Raw genomic sequence first — 20,786 nt, forward strand, 5'->3', positions numbered from 1 at the left:
TCATGCTGAAAGGTAAAAAAATAGTTTTAGGAATTACGGGTAGTATCGCTGCATATAAGGCGTGTTACATTATTCGCGGACTGGTAAAACGGGGTGCGGAAGTGCAGGTTGTCATCACGCCGGCGGGGAAAGAGTTTATAACTCCGATCACACTGTCTGCATTGACGAGCAAGCCTGTCATCAGCGAGTTTTTTGCTCAGCGTGATGGTACGTGGAACAGTCATGTGGATTTGGGGCTGTGGGCGGATGCCATGCTGATAGCGCCTGCTACGGCTGCCACCATCGGTAAAATGGCCAATGGAATAGCGGATAACATGTTGATAACTACCTACCTGTCTGCCAAAGCTCCAGTGTTTGTTGCACCGGCGATGGACCTTGATATGTATGCCCATCCTTCTACACAAGCCAATCTGGATACTTTGCGTTCGTATGGAAATCATATCATCGAGCCGGGTACCGGATTCTTAGCCAGTCATTTGGAGGGAAAGGGGAGAATGGAAGAACCGGAAAATATCATTCGTGTCCTTGATGAGTTTTTTCCGTCCTCTTGTGATTTGGCGGGGAAAAAGATATTGATTACGGCCGGTCCTACCTACGAAAAAATTGATCCGGTGCGTTTCATCGGGAATTATTCTTCCGGGAAAATGGGTTTTGCGTTGGCTGAAGAATGTGCCGGACGTGGGGCTGAGGTTGTGTTGGTAACCGGTCCGGTGCAGATGCAAACACATCATTCGCGTATCCGTCGTATCGATGTGGAAAGTGCTGCCGGAATGGCAGAGGAAGCGCAACGTCATTTCCGGGAGGCCGATGCGGGAATTCTTTGTGCGGCGGTAGCTGATTTTACACCCGAAATGATGGCGGATCATAAGATAAAACGTGAAAAAGAGGATTTGGTATTGCGTTTAAAACCGACTCAGGACATTGCCGCTACTTTGGGACAGATGAAAAACGGACGGCAGAAGCTTGTCGGTTTTGCTCTTGAAACAAATGATGAGCGGCATAATGCCCAAAGTAAATTAGAACGTAAGAATTTTGATTTTATCGTGCTTAACTCTTTGAATGATACCGGTGCCGGATTCCGTTGCGATACCAATAAAATCAGTATTATCGATCGTCAGGGGAACACGGATTATCCGTTGAAACCGAAGACAGAGGTAGCACAAGATATTATCGACCGTTTAGTGGAGGAATTGCGATGAAGACGAGTAGGATGCGGGACAAATGGAGTGGTGTGTTGTGGAGAATGCTGGGCGTTTTTGCCACAGTGTCGTTTCCTTTGTGGCTTTCGGCTCAGGAGTTGGACTGCAAAGTGGCTGTCAACCATTCTCAAGTGCAGGGAACCAATGTGCAAGTGTTCAAAACGTTTGAAACGGCACTGACCGAGTTTATCAATGAACGTCACTGGACGCAGGCGCAGTACGAGGTAAACGAACGTATCCGGTGTTCGATGAATTTCACAGTGAAGAGTTATGACGAAGCGGAGGGGCGTTGGGGCTGTGAACTGATTGTGCAGTCTACCCGTCCGGTCTATCAGTCGGGGTATCAATCTCCGGTATTCATGTTCAAAGACAACAACGTGGAGTTCAATTATCGCGAGTTCGATCCGTTGGAATTACGGGATAATCAGATTGACAACAACCTTACAGCCGTTATCGCCTATTATGTCTATCTGATGATCGGTCTGGACATGGATACGATGGCGCCGGAAGGTGGAACGGAGATACTTCATGCGGCGGAGAGCGTGGTGACAGCTGCGCAGACGCTCAATGAAAAAGGTTGGAAGGCATTTGATGACAGTCGTAACCGTTATGCCGTTATTAACGATTATCTGGACCCCGGTATGAGTCCGCTCCGTCAGATGATGTATGATTATCATCGCAAAGGACTGGATGAAATGGCGACTAACGCTACTCGGGGGCGTGCTGCTATCACTGCCTCGATTGCCGGGCTGAAACAGGCGCGGGATAACAAGCCGATGTCCTCATTGCCTGTCATTTTTACGGAGATAAAGAAAGATGAACTCATCAATATCTATGGTGGAAAGTCGCCTGCTGCCCAGAATGAACGGGAAACGGTTTACCAGATTGTTTCGAATATCAATCCTTCGCAAAATACTTCGTGGGATCAGATAAAATCGAAACAGTGAGGTGCTTGAATACGGGGCATTGAAGCAGTATGGTGTTACTTTTCCTTGTATTCGGGTTGAGATTTTATAAATTGAATAATTAAAATGTAAATAGATCTATGTGTGTACACCGCCAATCGACATATCTGGCAATCGCTACATTGAGCAATTGGCACATTGATTAATCGGTGCATTGACATATTGGTTAATTGGCACATTGGCATATTGATTAATTGGCACATTATTATTATGTTACGTTCACTGTATATTCAGAATTATGCTTTGATAGAGAAGCTGGATATCCGCTTTGAAACGGGATTTTCCGTCATCACGGGCGAAACCGGTGCCGGAAAGTCTATTATACTCGGCGCCATCGGGCTGTTGTTGGGGCAACGTGCCGATGTGAAAGCCATCCGGCAAGGAGCATCAAAATGTATTATAGAGGCTCGTTTTGACATTTCCGCTTATGGAATGCAATCTTTTTTTGACGAGAATGAACTGGAATACGAAGAAGAGTGTATTCTTCGCCGCGAGGTGCAAGCCTCGGGCAAGAGCCGTGCGTTTATCAATGATACGCCTGCTTCACTGGCACAGATGAAAGAACTGGGTGAGCAGTTGGTCGATGTGCATTCACAGCATCAGAATTTGCTGTTGAACAAAGAGGGCTTTCAACTGAACGTGCTTGATATTCTGGCACATAACGAGGACATTTTAGCTGACTATCGTCGGGCCTATACCGACTGGAAACTGTTGGAAAAGGAATTGGATGAGTTGACGGTTCGTGCCGAGCAGAGCAAGGCGGACGAAGACTATATTCGTTTTCAGCTTGAGCAGCTCGAAGAAGCGCATCTCGCCGAAGGTGAGCAGGAAGAGTTGGAACAAGAGTCCGAAACCCTCAGCCATGCCGAAGAAATCAAGGCAGGGTTGTATCGGATCGGACAAGCGTTCTCTGCGGATGAAGGCGGTTTGTTGCCGGTATTGAAAGAGAGTGCCGCTATGCTTTCGTCATTGCAGAAAGTTTATCAGCCGGCTACGGAACTTGCCGGACGCATGCACAGCACTTATATTGAGTTGAAAGACATCATTGATGAAATCAGCACTCAAAGTGAAGATATAGAGTTTAATCCTGTGCGGTTGGATGAAGTGAACGGCCGTCTGAATCTGATTTATTCTTTAGAGCAAAAACATCGTGTACAAACGGTGGAAGAGTTGGTAAGGCTGACGGAAGAGTATCGTGACAGGCTTGCCACTATTACCTCCTTTGACGACCGTATTGCTGCTTTGGCCGCCCGGTGGGATACGCAATATAATAAAGTGAAAAAGCAGGCTGCCTTGCTCACCAAGGCCCGTACTGTTGCCGCCCGTGAGGTGGAAAAACAGATGGCTTCCCGGTTGGTGCCGTTGGGGATGCCCAATGTGCGTTTTCAGGTGGAGATGGGGTTACGCAAGGAACCCGGAATGCAGGGGGAAGATACAGTGAGTTTCCTTTTCTCGGCCAATAAGAACGGTGCGTTGCAGAACATCTCTTCGGTGGCTTCCGGCGGTGAAATAGCCAGAGTCATGTTGTCTGTTAAGGCCATGATAGCCGGTGCGGTAAAACTTCCCACCATTGTGTTCGATGAAATCGATACCGGTGTTTCCGGTGAAATCGCCGATCGGATGGCGGATATCATGCAAGAGATGGGAGAGCAGGAAAGGCAGGTGATCAGTATCACGCATCTGCCGCAAATTGCTGCACGCGGACGTGCGCACTATAAGGTATACAAACGTGATAATGACATGGAAACGAATAGCCATATCCGCCGTCTCACCGATGAAGAAAGGGTAGAGGAAATAGCACATATGCTGAGTGGGGCTACGCTGACGGAGGCTGCATTGGAGAATGCAAAATCCCTGCTGAATAGTAAATTAGAACTATCAAATAGTAAATAAATAGATGATTGATAAAAGTGAAATGATTTTCGGCGTTCGTGCCGTCATAGAGGCTATACAGGCCGGTAAAGAGATTGATAAGATTCTGGTGAAGAAAGATATCCAGAGTGAATTGTCTAAGGAGTTGTTTGCCGCCTTGAAAGGTACGCTCATCCCGGTACAGCGTGTTCCGGTAGAACGTATCAACCGCATTACCCGCAAAAATCATCAGGGAGTGGTAGCGTTTATTTCCTCCGTTATTTACCAGAAGACGGAAGATCTTGTGCCTTTTCTTTTTGAGGAAGGTAAGAACCCTATCTTTGTGATGCTCGACGGTATAACCGATGTGCGTAATTTTGGTGCCATTGCCCGTACTTGCGAGTGTGCGGCGGTAGATGCCGTTATTATCCCTGCACGTGGCAGTGTGTCGGTGAATGCCGATGCAATGAAGACCTCTGCCGGAGCTTTGCATACCCTGCCGGTTTGTCGCGAACAGAGCCTGAAAAGTACTTTGCAGTACCTCAAAGACAGTGGCTTCCGTATTGTTGCCGCTACCGAAAAAGGCGATTATGACTATACGAAAGGCGACTATACAGGCCCGATGTGCATAATTATGGGAGCGGAAGATACGGGAGTGTCATACGAGAATCTTGCTCTTTGTGACGAGTGGGTGAAAATACCGATGTTGGGTAGTATCGAGTCACTCAATGTTTCGGTGGCTGCCGGTATTTTGATTTACGAAGCGGTAAAGCAACGTCATTTGGATTAGCAGGAAATCATCTGCCGGTTTTTGTTTTTTAATATTCAACTTAAATAGAAAGTGAAGTCTCTCCCCAACCCTCTCCGTGGGAGAGGGAGATAAGTTAGTTTCATAACTGATTAATAAACAATAGTATCTGTACCCCCTCTCCTGCGGAGAGGGTTGGGGAGAGGCTTTAAAAACAATAAAATTATGAAGAAATTCTTATTATTACCTTTTATATTTGTCTGCCTGTCGGTACAATGGAGTATGGCACAGGCGCCTAAATGGGTAGAGAAAGCCAAACGTGCCGTGTTCTCGGTGGTTATTTATGACAAAAATGATAAGATTCTGAATACCGGAAACGGCTTTTTTGTAACCGAAGACGGGGTGGCGTTGTCTGATTATTCCTTGTTCAAGGGAGCGGAACGCGCCGTTATTATTAATTCGGAAGGAAAGCAAATGCCGGTGGATGCCGTTTTGGGAGCGAATGATATGTACGATGTCATCAAGTTCCGGGTAGCTATCACGGAAAAGAAAGTGCCTGCCCTTACAGTAGCTACTGTGGCACCGGCTGTCGGTGCAGAGGCTTACCTGTTGCCTTATTCCACTCAGAAAGACCGCACATGCACACAAGGAAAGGTAAAGAAGGTGACAAAAATAGAAGATAATTACAGTTATTATACGCTCGACATGCGTCTGAAAGATAAAATGGTGAGTTGCCCGGTGGCTGATGCCAACGGACAAGTATTCGGGCTTGCGCAAAAAGCGTCCGGACAGGATACTGCCAGTATCTGTTATGCAGCCGGTGCCGCTTTCGCTATGTCGCAAGGCATCAGCGCATTGTCGCTCGGCGATATTACACTGCGGAACATTGGTATAAAGAAAGGATTACCCGATACGGAGGAGCAGGCGCTTGTATATTTGTATGTGGCTTCTTCGCAGGTAAGTCAGGAAGAATATGTGTCGTTGCTTGATGATTTTGTGAAACAATTCCCGAATAGCCCGGACGGATACCTTCGTCGTGCTTCGACGTTTGTTTTTGGCGGTAAAGAGGATGCGGATTTCGATAAAGCGGCGGCGGATATGGAACGGGCTCTGAAAGTGGCCAAGAAGAAAGATGATGTGTATTATAACATATCCAAGCAGATTTATAATTATCAGTTGGGTAAACCTGAAAAGACCTATAAAGACTGGACATATGAGAAAGCCCTGGATTATGTGCACAGTGCTTTGGCTATCGATTCATTGCCTGTATATGTGCAGTTGGAAGGCGATATTCTATTTGCAAAACAGGATTATCCTGCCGCACTTGCCTGTTATGGAAAGGTGAACCGCAGTAATCTGGCATCGCCTGCCACTTTCTTTAATGCTGCCAAGACGATGGAAATGATGGATGCCGATCCGAAGGAAATTGTCATAATGATGGACAGTTGCATTGCCCGTTGCCCGCAGCCGGTTGCCGTAGCGGATGCCCCTTACGTGTTGGAGCGTGCACAGATGAACATGAATGCAGAGCAATACCGGGCTGCCATGCTCGATTATGATACTTATTTTAATGCCGTGAGCGGGCAGGTGAACGATGTGTTCTATTATTATCGTGAACAGGCGGCTATTAAAGCGCGCCAATACCAACGTGCCCTTGATGATATAGCCAAAGCCATCGAACTTAACCCGAAAGAGTTGACTTATCGTGCGGAACAAGCGGTGGTAAATCTTCGTGTGGGCCGTTATGAAGAAGCGTTAAAAGCTTTGGATGAGGCTTTGGCAGTCGATCCGAAGTATGCCGAAGCCTATCGCATCATGGGTATTTGCCAGATACAAATGAAAAAGCAGGAAGAGGCATGTGCCAGTTTTGCAAAAGCCAAGGAATTGGGAGATACCAATGTGGATGAGCTGATCAAGAAACATTGCAAATAAAATATCGATAGATCGTAATAAAAAAGGGAAACCCCTGTCCTCGCAGTAGGATAGGGGTTTCTTTTTGGAGATTTTCATAAAAACACTCTCTCTCTCTCATCTCCTTTTCAGTCAAGTTTAGGTTTCGGTTTTATCAAAGTTAGTTTAGGTAATCTCTTGTATAACTATATAGTAAATGCAGCTTTTCAAAGAATACTGCACGGACATCCACTTTTTTTCTTATAATTTTTATCAAAATCTTTTTTTTCTTACCTTCGGAGCGGAAAATGATAAGAGTACGAGACCTCTCCCTAACCCTCTCCGTGGGAGAGGGGACTAAGTTGGTTTTATAACTGATTGATAATCATGAGTGTCTATTCCCTTCTCCTATGGAGAGGATTGGGGAGAGGCTATAAAAATTAGGAAATACAATGAAAAAGGTAATTTGCAGTGAGAAAGCTCCGGGAGCTATCGGCCCTTACAGCCAGGCTATCGAAGCGAACGGTATGGTATTTGTATCGGGACAGCTCCCCATTGATGCAGCCACAGGAATAATGCCCGAAGGGGTAGAAGCACAGGCCCGTCAGTCTCTGGAAAATATCAGGCATATTCTTGAAGCAGCCGGATTGACAATGGCCGACATCGTCAAAACGACTGTCTTCCTTCAGGATATGTCTTTGTTTGCAGGGATGAACGGCGTATATTCCACTTATTTCAACGGTGCCTTCCCGGCTCGTTCGGCTGTGGCGGTGAAGGCTTTGCCCAAAGATGCTTTAGTCGAGATCGAGTGCATTGCGGTTCGCTAACAGATCGGCTACAATGAAACTACTGCCTCCTACAAAGATAAAATCTTTTGGGAGGCTTTTTTCTTGGGCGGCGCGTACGGCTTCGGTTACTGTGGGATAAGTATTGCCATGCAGTCCGAATTCACGGGCGGTTCTTTTTAACTCCTCTTCCGGCAATGCCCGTTTCACGCTGGCTTTTGTGAAATAGTACGTCGCATCTTGTGGCAGCAGGTTCAGTACGCCACGGATATCTTTATCGTTCACCATCCCTATTACAATGTGAAGATGGTCGTATACGATTGATTTTATCTGTTGGGTGATGTAAGTAATTCCACCTGTGTTGTGTCCTGTGTCACAGATAAGCAGTGGGTGGTCACTTAGCTTTTGCCAACGTCCCATAAGTCCGGTCAGTTCGTTGACGCGGGCAAAGCCGTGGCGGATATTTTCTTCTTTGATGGCATACTCCAACGCTATTAGCTGTGACAGGGCATGAAGTATCGTATTGGTGTTTTTTATTTGGTAATACCCTCCCAATTCTCCTTGCAGGCAGCCATATTCACGGGTTTCATATAGTAGTCCGTTATCGCTGTTTTCTGCTTTTAAAATCCGGTTATCGTCTTCTGCAAAAACAATGGGTGCGTGCATTTCTTCTGCTTTTCCTGCAAATACCGGTCGGGTCTCTTCTGTAGCCTCTCCGATGACAACAGGGGTTCCTTTTTTGATGATTCCGGCTTTTTCTCCTGCTATCTCGGCTAATGTGTTTCCTAAAAATTGCGTGTGGTCAAGACTGATGTTGGTTATGACGCATAGATCGGGGGTGATGATGTTGGTACAATCGAGACGTCCCCCCAACCCGACTTCAATGAGTGCTACATCCACTTTTTCATCGGCAAAGTAGCGGAAAGCCATGGCGGTGGTCAGTTCAAAGAAAGAAGGATGTAACGGTTCGAAAAAGCTCCGGTGCTTTTCTACAAAATCTACAACATACGTTTCCGGCATCATTTCTCCGTTGATCCGGATACGTTCGCGGAAATCAACCAGATGCGGAGATGTATAAAGTCCTACCCGGTAACCGGCTTCTTGCAGGATGGCTGCCAAGGTATGCGAACAGGAACCTTTTCCATTGGTGCCTCCCACATGTATCGTACGGTATTTCCGGTGGGGGTGTTCGAAGTATTCATCCAATGCTCTCGTGTTTGCTAATCCTTCTTTATATGCTCCGCTTCCGATTTGCTGGAACATGGGGACACTCTCATATAAGTACTTTAAAGTGTTCTGATAGTCCATCTTTTATAATATTTAACTGGCAAGAAATCTCTTTTGCCCTTTTATTTCTTATCTTAGGTGCGTCAATCTTTTATCGTAGTGACCGATTGCTTTACCGGATTGCAAATATCAACATTTTAAATCTAACGAAGAGTATGGGAACAAAGAAAAATTTTGTGCTTGACACAAATGTTATCCTTCACGACTACAATTGCTTGAAGAATTTCCAAGAGAATGATATTTATCTCCCCATTGTTGTGCTCGAAGAACTGGATAAGTTCAAGAAGGGAAATGAACAGATCAACTACAACGCCCGTGAGTTTGTCAGAGAGCTCGATCTGATCACCGATGACAATCTTTTTACCAGCGGTGCTTCGCTGGGTGAGGGGTTAGGGCGTTTGTTCGTTATAACGGGTGAGGTCGATTCTCCGGTAGTGCGTGATTCGTTTCCTTCGCGCAAGCCAGATCATCAGATTCTTGCCGTTGCCGATTATCTGGCGCGGAAACATGCCGATATGAAGACAATTCTGGTGACCAAAGATGTCAATTTGCGTATGAAGGCCCGCTCTATTGGGGTGGTTTGCGAAGATTATATTACCGATAAGGTAATTAACATCGATATTTTTGAGAAGTCCAACGAAATTTTTGAAGGCATCGATCCGGCACTGATCGACCGGATTTATTCTGCCCGTGAAGGTTTGGATATCAGCGAATTCGATTTTAAGAATGTCATTCATCCTAACGAATGTTTCATTCTGAAGAGTGACCGCAGCAGTGTGCTTGCCCGGTATAATCCTTTTACGCATACGGTTTGCCGGGTGAATAAGACGAAAAACTATGGAATCGAACCCCGTAATGCCGAACAGAGTTTTGCTTTCGAAATTCTGAATGATCCTAATGTGAAATTGGTGGCTTTGACCGGTAAAGCCGGTACGGGTAAAACCTTACTGGCATTGGCGGCTGCTTTGGGCAACTTGACCGATTATAAACAAATTTTGTTGGCACGCCCCATTGTCGCACTTTCAAACAAGGATTTAGGTTTTCTTCCGGGTGATGCCAAGGAGAAGGTGGCACCCTATATGCAACCTTTGTTTGATAACTTAAATGTTATTAAGCGGCAGTTTGCGGCCAATTCCACCGAAGTAAAGCGTCTGGAAGATATGCAAAAAAGTGAACAGTTGGTTATTGAAGCGCTCGCTTTCATACGCGGACGCAGTTTAAGCGAAACTTATTGTATCATCGACGAAGCCCAGAACTTGACTCCTCATGAAATAAAAACCATTATCACACGTGCGGGTGAAGGTACTAAGATGGTATTTACCGGAGATATTCAGCAGATCGACCAGCCCTATCTGGATAGCCAGTCCAATGGATTGGTTTATATGATCGACCGTATGAAAGAACAGAACCTTTTTGCACATGTAAATCTTGTGAAAGGTGAACGCAGTCAGTTAAGTGAATTAGCCAGCAATTTGATGTAATATTTGCTTGATATGCCAATGTTTAGAAAAGACATGGTAAACGTATGGTAATCTGATGGTTTCGATACGTTTATCATGTCTTTTCCTGTTTTACATAATATTCATAAAATCAAAAGTTTTTTTATTATTTTGTTAAATAAAGCGGTGATTACTCAAAAAAATGTATCTTTGCATCGCCTAAAAAAACAAAAAAACTGTAGAACGGATGAAATCGAAATTTTTTCAACGGTATCTTTCTTCGAAGGTACTGCCTATTTGGACTATTTTGTTAATTGATGTTTTTATCATTGTAGTTTCATGTATGTTGTCCTATGCACTTCGTTATGATTTTCGTAGCATTTTTCTGGACTCTTCTACGATTGATAGAACCATTCTTTGGACAGTGATTATTAACTTGGTGTTCTTCCGGGTATTCCGTACGTACTCCAACGTACTCCGCTTCTCTTCCTTTGTGGATATTATGCGGATCTTCGTATCTCTCACAGTGTCATACGGTCTGTTGACACTTGTAAGCGTGATTTTGGAAGCATTCATGGATGTCAGGGTAGCACCGGTGAGTGTGTTGTTTATGGCTTATATCATAAATTTTGCTTTGATGTCTTGTTCACGCATTGTTGTGAAGATGCTTTTCGAAGTTTTAAATTTTGATGGCAGCAAAACTACGAATGTTTTTATTTATGGTGCAAAAGAAGCAGGTGTCAACATTGCAAAATCATTGCGTGTGAATTTGCGTAACCATTATCGTTTGCGTGGTTTTATTGCTGACGAACCCGAATTGATTGACAAAATTATGATGGGGGTAAAGGTGTATCCCAATGATGATACATTAATTGAAAAACTGGATGATCGTGATGTACATACCATTATCATTTCTCCGGTCAAGATGGATCAACTGAAGAAAACGGATATGGCAGATCTCCTGTTGGCCCATAATGTGAAGTTGCTTACCGCCCCTCCCTTGAGTGAATGGGGAGGACAGCCTTTGAACCGTACTCAACTGAAAGAAATTCAGATTGAAGATCTCTTACAGCGTGAGCCGATTGAGGTGGATATTCATAAGATCGCCTCTCATCTGGAAGGAAAAAGGGTGATGATTACCGGCGCTGCCGGCTCTATCGGTAGTGAAATCATGCGTCAGGTTGCTTCATTCAATCCTTATAAGTTGATTTTGGTAGACCAGGCAGAAACACCTCTTCACGACATCCGTTTGGAACTGCAGGATCGCTGGAGAGATATCGATGCGGAAACCATTGTAGCCGATATTTCTAATCAAACCCGTATTGAAGCGATATTCCGTGAATTCAGACCGCAATATATATTCCATGCAGCTGCCTACAAACATGTACCGATGATGGAAGATAACGTATCTGAATCTATACAGGTGAATGTGGCTGGTACGCGTATTTTGGCAGATTTGGCAGTAAAGTATGGTGCTGAGAAGTTTGTGATGATCTCTACAGATAAGGCAGTTAATCCTACGAATGTGATGGGATGTTCTAAGCGTATTTGTGAAATCTATGTACAGTCTTTGGCTAAGAAATTGCAGAAAAAAGGAGAAAGTACGGTGCAGTTCATCACTACCCGTTTTGGAAATGTGTTGGGATCCAATGGTTCTGTCATTCCCCGTTTCCGCGATCAGATTCAGCATGGAGGTCCTGTGACGGTAACTCATCCGGAGATTATCCGTTATTTTATGACCATTCCGGAGGCTTGTCGTCTGGTGCTCGAAGCCGGTAGTATGGGGAATGGCGGTGAAATCTATATCTTTGATATGGGTAAGCCGGTCAAGATTGTCGACCTTGCCAAGCGTATGATCAGCCTTTCCGGACGTACCGACGTGAAGATAGAGTTTACCGGTTTGCGTCATGGAGAGAAATTGTATGAAGAACTGCTGAATGTGAAAGAGCTGACTAAGCCTACTTATCACGAAAAGATTATGATCGCTACCGTTCGTGAATATGATTATGATGAAGTAAAAGAACGTATTGAGAATCTTGTTCAGTTGAGTTATACATACGACCAGATGAAGATTGTAGCAGCGATGAAAGATATCGTTCCGGAATTTGTAAGTAAGAATTCTTGCTTTGAAGCGCTGGATAAGAAGGACTGATTTTAGATAGATTATCGATAATAAAGAAAATCAGGTATCGACCTCCTATGTCATTCGCATAGCGTCGGTACCTGATTTTTATTAGGACTTTAGAATCTGTTTGTTTGGGCTTTTGAGAAATAAAAGAGAAAAGAGTTGACAACCAGAACCGGACCTAAAGTTTTTTTATTTGCTGCTAAAGTATTTCAAGAATTGAGTACGTTCCCACATATTGATACCTTGCACATCTTTTGCATTCAGTTTTCCTTTGAATTGCGCGATGTTTTTAAAGCCTTTACCTTCCATCCATGTTTGGAGGAAACGGGTCATTTCTCCGATATACATATTGGTATTCTGATAGATTGCACTACAAACCTCGACAGCCGATGCTCCTGCCAGAATTGCTTTTACAACAGCTTCCGGTTTGTGTATGCCGCCTGACGCCGCATAATCGATTTTATCTACCATTGCCGAAGCAATGCCGATCCAACGAAGCGTCTTAGACAAGTCAGAAGCATTACTGAATACATTGCCGGAAATATGCTCCATCTTTTCGATATCGATATCCGGTTGGTAGAAACGGTTGAACAATACGACTGCCGCTGCACCGTTGGCGTAAAGTTGATCGATAAGGGTTACCGGATTGGTCAGATTGTCGCCCAACTTCATGATGACAGGAAGCTTTACCACTCGCTTGATGTGGCTTAAAATATCGATATGACGTTGCTCGAACGATCCGTACTTATATTGAACGTCTGACTGGAGTGCCAGTATGTTGATTTCCAATGCATCAGCGCCGGCTTCTTCTATCTGTTTTGCGAAATCTATCCATTCCGAATCCGTATAGCAATTGATGCTTGCGATGATGGGAATATCACAAACCTTTTTACTCTCTTTGATCAGCTCCAGATATTCGGAAAGTTTATGTTCCCGGATATATTCGGCCAGATAATCATTTCCTTCCGAATAGGTAGGATCTTTCAACTGGTCGGCTTCTATGAATATTTGCTCTTCAAAAAGTGATTTCAGTACAATGGCTCCGGCACCGGCTTCGGCCAACTTTTTGTTCTTTCCGGCACTGTTTGTTAGGCCTGAACTGCTAATGATGATGGGATTCTTTAGTTGAAGCCCTGCAAAAGTAGTTTTTAAATCGGTCATGATATATAGTTTTTTTATAATGAATGATATACTAATAATTTCTTTCTCCGAAAATCTTGCTTCCTACCCGTACTAATGTACTCCCTTCGGCAATAGCCTGATGATAGTCGTGCGACATCCCCATAGATAGTTCACAGAAGTTGTCCGATTCCGGAAAATAAGTTTCTTTCAATTCTTTAAATAGCTTATTTAAAGAACAAAATTCCCTGTCTATTTGTTCAGTATCATCGGTGTTGCTGGCCATGCCCATAAGTCCGCATATCTGTACATTGTCCAAGTGTTTCCACTCTCCGGCAGCCAACATTTCTCTACATTCTTCAGCACTGAAGCCGAATTTTGTCTCCTCTTGTGCAATGTGCAACTGTATCAGGCATTTAATGACTCTGTTTACTTTAGCAGCCTGTTTGTTGACTTCTGTAAGTAATTTGTATGAATCGATTCCGTGAATCATAGCTACATAAGGAACCATATACTTTATTTTGTTCGTCTGCAAATGTCCGATGAAATGCCATTCGATGTCTTTAGGAAGACTCTCATATTTGGTTGTCATTTCCTGTACTTTGCTTTCTCCAAAAATACGCTGTCCCGCGCTGTAAGCTTCTTCTATCGCCTCATTGGGATGGAATTTCGAAACAGCAACCAGACGGACTCCCGCAGGCAGTTCGACCAGTACTTGCTTTAAATTCTCCGAAATATTCATGTATTTAGTGATAAGTGATTAATGATAAATGATAAGCTCATTAGCAATAAGAAGCAATCAGTGATCAGTGGATTGGTGACAAGTGATAAATTTTATGCCTATACAGCGTAACTACTAATCACTTGTCGCTAATCCGCTAATCACTAAATCAGACTTCCGGTTTATCATTGGGCCCTGCGCTATATGGATATACATCCATGAGCGGAGTTTCAGACACCATTCCGATTTGATAATCGGCCATTGTACCTTTCATGCCTTCATCCAGTTTTTTTACGGCGTCACGCAGATCGGCGGCTTGCACCAATACTTGTGTGGATGTCTTCTTTTCCGCACCGCTTTTTTCGTCCAGTGTGATAAAGATAAGTTTACATTTAAACCAACGGTCTGCTGATTCCTCTTCACTGGGAAACAGCTCGCTGTAATTGGCACGTTTGATGTCCGAAACGGTGAATTCTCCTGTGATGAATGGAGTCATTTCCTCAATAATACGTGCTTCTGCCTCTGTAAAGCTGAGTGCATCTACCAGATAAGGTTCGGTAACTTTTTTATTCATTCCGTTTTCCATTAGTTTTTCATAACGGATTTTGCACTCAAACCATGTATGCATTGCCATATTCTTCTGCTTTTTATTTAGTTAATTATATTGTTATCTGCCGTTTTGTTCTTTCTACGCAGTAAACGGCCTACAAAGATAATTTAAAAAACATCTTTCTGCATTTAGAGTCTGTTTAAATTTTCCTCAAAAAGTTATTTTCAGTTTGTTTTGAATTTATTTCCGGTCTGTTTCCTTGTTTTCATTGACACTGTGTAGCGTCTCTTTGAATTATTTCATGGAGGTATAGTCGGCAGATTACTCACTGTTTTCCAATACGCATCTCACTGAATAGCCGCAAAAATCAGAATGGTTTGCTTCTGCCGTTTGATCACTGTCATATCTTAATAGGATGCTTTTCTCGGCTAATGTTTTCTGATCATTTCCCATATTCCAATATATTGCATATTCTCCGGCGAATGCGTAGATGCTGGAGTCTGCTCCTTTCTCTTTGGTGAAAATGCCTGTAGGAATAGCGTTGAACTCTGTCAGATCAGATGCCGTATACTCCGATTTCTTCCATAATCTGCTACTTTTTAGAACGCTTCCGTCTTCTTTAATATATGATTTTAGTAATTGCCAGACTTTGTTATCCGCTATCTTCCATCCTTTGGGTGCGAGTTTACCACTGGTGACTGCTGCTTTATTATAGAATAAATAGGTCTTTTCCTTAAAATATCCGGCGGAACTTTTAGAATAATTGGATGTTGTTTTTGCAGTTATCTTTTGGTTATCATTATAGAATACTGTTTTAAGATTTTCTCTCATCCAGTACTGTGTACCGATTTTGACAATAGGATATATGCAGGTTTCATCTTTTCTTATATCGGTTAGTACCTTTTTTCTGATGGATAACAGGAGTGGTTCGGCGGGTTTGGAAAACTCGATCGATAAATCCGATGCAATGTAGAAAGAAAGGATAGGAGCAAGGTTACCGGGTACGTAGTTCAGTGTATTTGTTTTTTTATCCCATATGGCCTTTCCACCATGTATTTTTCTGTCATCGTTTATAATTTGTAGGACAATTCCCTTTAGCCAGTCGTTTACCCCGTCTTTTGCAGGATAGATTACGACTGCTTGCGCCTGTATTTCCGGTGATGACAGATACTCTCTGCATACCTCTGCTACTATCTTTCCCTCAGAAATGATACTGTATACAGAGCTTTGTTCGAAATCGAAATCACTGATGAGAATACCCGTTTTTTCTTCTTTTTCCGTTGGAGTAATTTCGCTCTTGTTTCCTTCCTTCCAGTCGTTAATCTCTGCTGTGATTCCATTGATCCCTAATACCGGATCATATCGTAATGTAAGTTCACAGGCAGTTCCGCTTTCCAGTTCATAGTTTTCCTTGAGTCGGCATTCATATTTTTTAGAATCTATGGATAATGTAAGAATTTCATTTCCGGCCGGTATCGTTTGTGGAATCAATATGCTTTTTTTTCCGGTCAATGTATTATTGTCAATATTCCATTCTCCGTTTGGGATAACATTTTGCAGTTGACCGAGTGAGGAGATTTCGTTTTTGTCAAAGTCGTAAGTCGCTTGTGTGAAAACTTGATTTATACGAATGACAGGATTACTCTTTTTTAGAATATTAATGTCGTATCCATTTGTCGGTTTGATTCTGATTGTAAGTTGGCATAATCGATGTGTATGGTGCAGTTCGATATTTTTCTTAACGGCAGATATGTTATTGGCCTGTGCCGTCATAAAGTCAGAGCGATTATAATTAGTCGCCGAGTTTTGATCTGTTCGGATGGATATATTTATTTTCTGCTCTCCTGCTGTGATACCTGTTTGCTGGTAAGGGTAGTAACTGATAAAATCACATTTGTTCTTTTCTGCCGGATAATAAACTTCTTCCTCCGTAACAAAACCGGAAGCTTTACATTTGAATTGTCTGTTTTCTATATAGCGTTCTTTATCCAAGGTTGTAGGCGATATCAGCACATACAATCCGATGGCATCGTCACAATCCTTTCGGTAGATCTGGCTATGGAGTGTTTTCGCACTGATCTTGATGGGGATATTACCGGGAATAACAGTGTCTGTTTTTTCATCCTCTTCTTCTCCGATACTATTGACACACGACCAGATACAGAAAACGCTCCCTATCAGAATCCATATGCTTACTATTATTGGTAGATGATTTCTCATACAATTATCCAAAAGTGTTTTTTATACAGCTCTTTTTATACTTATGCTACTCTTTTATACAGCGTATAGAGTAAGCGCAGTAATCGGTATTAAAAACTTTTCCGACCTCTTTTAGTTTATTGCTTAGAGCGATACTTGTCTCATACGGTGTTGTTTGATTGTCTTTTATGGTCCAATATGCAGCATATCTTTGAGAGTAACCGTAAATGATTGCTTTTTCTCCATCTTTTGAATAAATTCCTACCGGCTTTCCGTTGAATCCTGTTTTATTATTAGCTTGAGGTGTTCCTTCATTTGAGGTCCATATACCTGTTTTCAAGGTTGCTGCATCGTCTTTCAAATAAGTTTTCAGTATATTCCATTCTGTGATATCCGGTATTTTCCATCCTTGCGGGGCGATTTTCCCAGTGGCGATGACTGCTTGATTATAAAAGCGGTTAGAATTTTGCAAGTAATAGCCGGCTGTTGTCTTATTTAAATAGGTTGTGTTGTTAGTGATGGCAGTTCCATCATTGTATTTAGTTGTATTCAGGTTTTCCTGCATCCAGTATTGTGTTCCTATTTTCACTATGGGACAGGTAATTGTTTCAGAACCTCTGATATCTGTCAATACGTTTTCTGCTGCTAAAACCGGTTGTATGTTTTCACTCTTTTCAAAGATGACATTTCCATCTGTATCCGCATAAATTTCCTCGATTGGTGTTTGATCTCCAGGTATATACACCATTGAATTATTGACTTTATCCCAAGTAACGCTTCCCCCGTGCAGACTTTTGTTTTCACCTACTATCTGCAAAACAGTTCCCCTCTCATCATTATCTGCCGGATATAGAACAATTGCCTGTGCATTGATATCCTCATTTAGCAGATATTCTTTACAAATTTTTCCAATTACGGCGTTTGTAGAAGTTACAAGGTGGTATATCCCTGTTTTTTCAAAATTCAGTCCGGAGATACTTATCGAGTTGTTATTTTCTTTTTCTTCAAGAGTGGCGTTGCTACTGCCTCCTTGTTTCCATTCGCTTATGGATGAGCTGATTTTGCCAATTCCTACTCTTGAGTCATATATTAACAGGAGTTCGCAACTGGTTTCGCTTTCCAATGTTAAATCTTCCGGTAAAATGGCAGAGTAAATTTTGTTTTTGGTACGTAGCGTCAGTTCACATCCGGTAGTAGGTTGCGGAATAAGAATTGCCTTTTTTCCTGTGAGTTGGTGGTTCTCTTCATCTGCTTCCCATTGTCCGTTAGGAATAATGTTTTGAGGATTGTTGAGTGAACTGAATAATTCAGTATCTATATTATAAATAGCTTTTGTGTTAAGATTACTGATGGATATGGTTGCGTTTTCTTGTAAATCTTTTATGTCTTCTTCTTTGTTAAGTTGTAAAATGATGTTTAGTTGGGAAAGTTTATGGTTATGCTTTAAATTTACTGCTTTCATACTCGGAGATATTCCCTGTATTTTAGCTACCATGAAGTCTGAATGGCTATAATCGGTAGCTGTGCTTTGATTTGCATTAACACTGATTTGTATATCGTTACTATGTTGGGAAACCCCTTCTTCTTGGTAAGGATAATAGCTTATGAAATCACATTTACCGTCTCCTTTCGGATAGTATATCTCTTCGTCCGGCATAAATCCTGCCGATGAATAAACAAACCGCATATTATCTATATGTCTTACTCCACCTATCGTTTCCGGTTGTGCCAATACGTAGAGACCGATTGCATCGTTTTCGTCAAATGCGTTGTTAGTGGTACGTGTATGGACCTGAGTCTCAACCTGTAAAATTTGAGCAGATATTGCAATAGGGATATCTTTATAGATAGGCGAGTGAGGTGTCTCTGAAGATTCTTCTAACGGCTGAATACTGTTGATACAGGAAAAACATAAAAAAGGAATTACTACCGCCAGACTGTGTCTGACAGCGTTTTTGTTTGTGCATTTCATGATATTATTAGTTTTAATTTTTGGTAAAATTAATATAACACATTTGAATGCACAAACTTTTATTTATTTAGTTTTCAAAGTTTTTTATAATGTGCTATCTTGTAGTTGTTTAAAATGAAAAATAATTTTATTTTTTATTTGAGTTTTATTGTGTATGCAAGTTTGATTATTTTCATCTTATTTCTGTTATTTCACTTTCCACTCCTCGATATTTCTTGTTTTCGCGCTGAAATTTACTCCGATTTTGAAGAGTTTCCGTGAATCTTTTATAAATGGCAAGGCATATTGTTTTTCTTCAATCTGCTGTAGTGCTTCATTGGCTGTTCCTTCCAGTTTGAATTCCATGATATAAATGAAGCGATCAGTTTGCAGCATTAGGTCGATACGTCCTTCTGCGGTATGATATTCCGCTTTTACGTAGAAACCTATTAACTTGAATACAATGAAAAGTACATTCTGATAATGTAATTCCAAATCGCGTACGAGTTCGTATGGAGTATCTGCGAAGAAGCTTTGCAAACGGCGGAAAAAAGCATTGTAATCTCCCTGCTCTATTTCGTGTACAAACTTCATGATCTGGAAAGGAGATTCTATCTTATCCACATTGGCATAAAAGGGGAGGAGGTATTCCATAAATCCTTCTTCTACTTCTTTATTCGGGAATCCTAATCGATAAACACGAAAACGTGGATCGTATCCTTTTATCGTCAGATATCCGCTTTGATAAATGACTGGTATCGGATTGGTGGAACTGGAGTCTATACTGTTCAGTACATCGGCACTGGTTTCTTCATGTGCCATCCGGTACAGGTCGTAATGATGGCGTTTCAGCAGCTCCACCAGATAGGAAGGGGTTCCCGTTTCGAACCAGTAACTGCCGAATTTCATTTTGGCAAAAGTATTGAGCAGGCTGAAGGGATTGTATATTCCTATTGTGTTCTCCGAGAAATGATAACCGTCATAGCGTGTTTTCAGTTCCCTGCACACTTCGTCATAGGTCATGTTCTGGCTTCGGCCCAGTTTGTTCAGCTCTTCCTCAAAGCAGGCATGTATTTCCTGTTCTGTTATTCCGCATATCTCGATATATCGGTCATCCATCGAAATATCGTCCAGATTATTCAAATCACTGAATACGCTCACTTTACCAAATTTGGTTACTCCTGTCAGCAAGGCGAAACGGATATACTTATCCATACTTTTCATAACCCCGTAGAATGCTTTCAGCGTTTCCCGATATTCTTTTTGCAAGTCTTCGTTACCTATGGCTTGCAGCATGGGTTTGTCGTATTCATCTATCAGGATCACTACACGCTGTCCTGTCTTTTCGTATGCCAGACGGATGAGGGTGAAGAATCGGTCATCGATGCTGCGGTCGGCATCCGATGAACCATATTCGGCTTCATAAATCAGTAGTTGGCGGTCTATCAGGCGGATCAGATCATCCGTAGTATCAAATTTCTTTGCATTCAGATCCAGATGCAGAACCGGATATTTCGTCCATTTCTCTTCTGATTTTTCTATATCCAATCCTTCGAACAACTCTTTTTTACCTTCGAAGTAGGCTTCAAGAGTAGACAGCAAAAGGCTTTTCCCGAATCGGCGGGGACGACTCAAAAAGTAATATCTTCCAGTTTGGACTAATTGATATATCAATGCTGTTTTATCAATATAAAAATATCCATCTTTACGGAGACTCTCAAAATTCTGTATACCAATCGGATAAAGCTTTCCCATTCTATCTTATCTTTTTATCTATTACAAAGAAACACAATTATTTGTTTATCACCAAGTCTTTATTTGATTTATTGTACGCAAGTACAGATACATATCATCGATCATACATATCACCTATAAATAAAAAAATCCCCTTTCCATTGGTCACGCCAGACCGGAAAGGGGAAACACAAACAAACAATAATATTAGAAAGTTGAT

At 42.3% G+C, this 20,786-nt stretch carries 15 protein-coding genes; 8 read left to right on the forward strand and 7 right to left on the reverse strand.

What is annotated here, in order from left to right:
- Positions 1-2 precede the first annotated feature (2 nt).
- From coaBC to HMPREF1532_RS14425, 6 genes are all read left to right on the forward strand, one after another.
- Entirely contained in the window at positions 3-1,199 is a 1,197-nt protein-coding gene (gene coaBC / locus HMPREF1532_RS14400; RefSeq protein ID WP_005930944.1) for a bifunctional phosphopantothenoylcysteine decarboxylase/phosphopantothenate--cysteine ligase CoaBC, read from the forward strand.
- The gene (gene porD, locus HMPREF1532_RS14405) at positions 1,196-2,146 is read left to right on the forward strand and encodes a type IX secretion system protein PorD (protein WP_005930947.1); all 951 of its coding nucleotides are present in this window, start codon (positions 1,196-1,198) and stop codon (positions 2,144-2,146) included. Before coaBC ends, porD begins: the two co-directional genes overlap by 4 nt.
- 228 nt (positions 2,147-2,374) lie before the next feature.
- Positions 2,375-4,057, forward strand: a complete 1,683-nt coding sequence (gene recN / locus HMPREF1532_RS14410; RefSeq protein WP_005930950.1) for a DNA repair protein RecN — start codon at positions 2,375-2,377, stop codon at positions 4,055-4,057.
- Positions 4,058-4,061: 4 nt separating this feature from the next.
- Complete coding sequence (rlmB, locus tag HMPREF1532_RS14415) at positions 4,062-4,805, forward strand: 23S rRNA (guanosine(2251)-2'-O)-methyltransferase RlmB (RefSeq protein ID WP_005930952.1); 744 nt, start codon at positions 4,062-4,064, stop codon at positions 4,803-4,805.
- 183 nt (positions 4,806-4,988) lie between these two features.
- Positions 4,989-6,695, forward strand: coding sequence for a S1 family peptidase (locus HMPREF1532_RS14420; RefSeq protein ID WP_005930954.1), 1,707 nt, complete (start codon positions 4,989-4,991; stop codon positions 6,693-6,695).
- A gap of 410 nt (positions 6,696-7,105) precedes the next feature.
- Positions 7,106-7,480, forward strand: coding sequence for a RidA family protein (locus tag HMPREF1532_RS14425; protein ID WP_005930956.1), 375 nt, complete (start codon positions 7,106-7,108; stop codon positions 7,478-7,480).
- Here HMPREF1532_RS14425 and HMPREF1532_RS14430 read toward each other — a convergent pair.
- Positions 7,448-8,746, reverse strand: a complete 1,299-nt coding sequence (locus HMPREF1532_RS14430; RefSeq protein WP_005930958.1) for a bifunctional folylpolyglutamate synthase/dihydrofolate synthase — start codon at positions 8,744-8,746, stop codon at positions 7,448-7,450. The genes HMPREF1532_RS14425 and HMPREF1532_RS14430 overlap by 33 nt on opposite strands.
- A gap of 134 nt (positions 8,747-8,880) precedes the next feature.
- Between HMPREF1532_RS14430 and HMPREF1532_RS14435 the strand changes: the two genes are divergently transcribed.
- Both HMPREF1532_RS14435 and HMPREF1532_RS14440 read left to right on the forward strand, forming a co-directional pair.
- Complete coding sequence (locus HMPREF1532_RS14435) at positions 8,881-10,206, forward strand: PhoH family protein (RefSeq protein ID WP_005930960.1); 1,326 nt, start codon at positions 8,881-8,883, stop codon at positions 10,204-10,206.
- A gap of 205 nt (positions 10,207-10,411) precedes the next feature.
- A complete protein-coding gene (locus HMPREF1532_RS14440) occupies positions 10,412-12,316 on the forward strand; it encodes a polysaccharide biosynthesis protein (RefSeq protein ID WP_005930962.1) in 1,905 nt (634 codons plus the stop codon).
- 165 nt (positions 12,317-12,481) lie between these two features.
- Here HMPREF1532_RS14440 and HMPREF1532_RS14445 read toward each other — a convergent pair whose 3' ends face one another.
- The 6 genes from HMPREF1532_RS14445 to HMPREF1532_RS14470 form a co-directional block, all read right to left on the reverse strand.
- Positions 12,482-13,453 (reverse strand): dihydroorotate dehydrogenase-like protein, encoded by a 972-nt coding sequence (locus HMPREF1532_RS14445; protein WP_005930964.1) that lies wholly within the window; start codon positions 13,451-13,453, stop codon positions 12,482-12,484.
- 31 nt (positions 13,454-13,484) lie between these two features.
- Entirely contained in the window at positions 13,485-14,153 is a 669-nt protein-coding gene (locus HMPREF1532_RS14450) for a YggS family pyridoxal phosphate-dependent enzyme (RefSeq protein WP_005930966.1), read from the reverse strand.
- 148 nt (positions 14,154-14,301) lie between these two features.
- Positions 14,302-14,766: a DUF4494 domain-containing protein gene (locus HMPREF1532_RS14455; protein ID WP_005930967.1), complete on the reverse strand. Its 465-nt coding sequence runs from the start codon at positions 14,764-14,766 to the stop codon at positions 14,302-14,304.
- Between the two features lie 237 nt (positions 14,767-15,003).
- Positions 15,004-16,902: a fimbrillin family protein gene (locus HMPREF1532_RS14460; protein WP_005930968.1), complete on the reverse strand. Its 1,899-nt coding sequence runs from the start codon at positions 16,900-16,902 to the stop codon at positions 15,004-15,006.
- A 46-nt stretch (positions 16,903-16,948) separates the two neighbouring features.
- Positions 16,949-18,853 (reverse strand): fimbrillin family protein, encoded by a 1,905-nt coding sequence (locus HMPREF1532_RS14465; RefSeq protein WP_005930971.1) that lies wholly within the window; start codon positions 18,851-18,853, stop codon positions 16,949-16,951.
- Positions 18,854-19,039: 186 nt separating this feature from the next.
- The gene (locus HMPREF1532_RS14470) at positions 19,040-20,587 is read right to left on the reverse strand and encodes an ATP-binding protein (protein WP_005930974.1); all 1,548 of its coding nucleotides are present in this window, start codon (positions 20,585-20,587) and stop codon (positions 19,040-19,042) included.
- Positions 20,588-20,786: the final 199 nt, after the last annotated feature.

The sequence above is a fragment of the Bacteroides salyersiae WAL 10018 = DSM 18765 = JCM 12988 genome, from assembly GCF_000381365.1.
GTDB classification, from domain to species: domain Bacteria; phylum Bacteroidota; class Bacteroidia; order Bacteroidales; family Bacteroidaceae; genus Bacteroides; species Bacteroides salyersiae.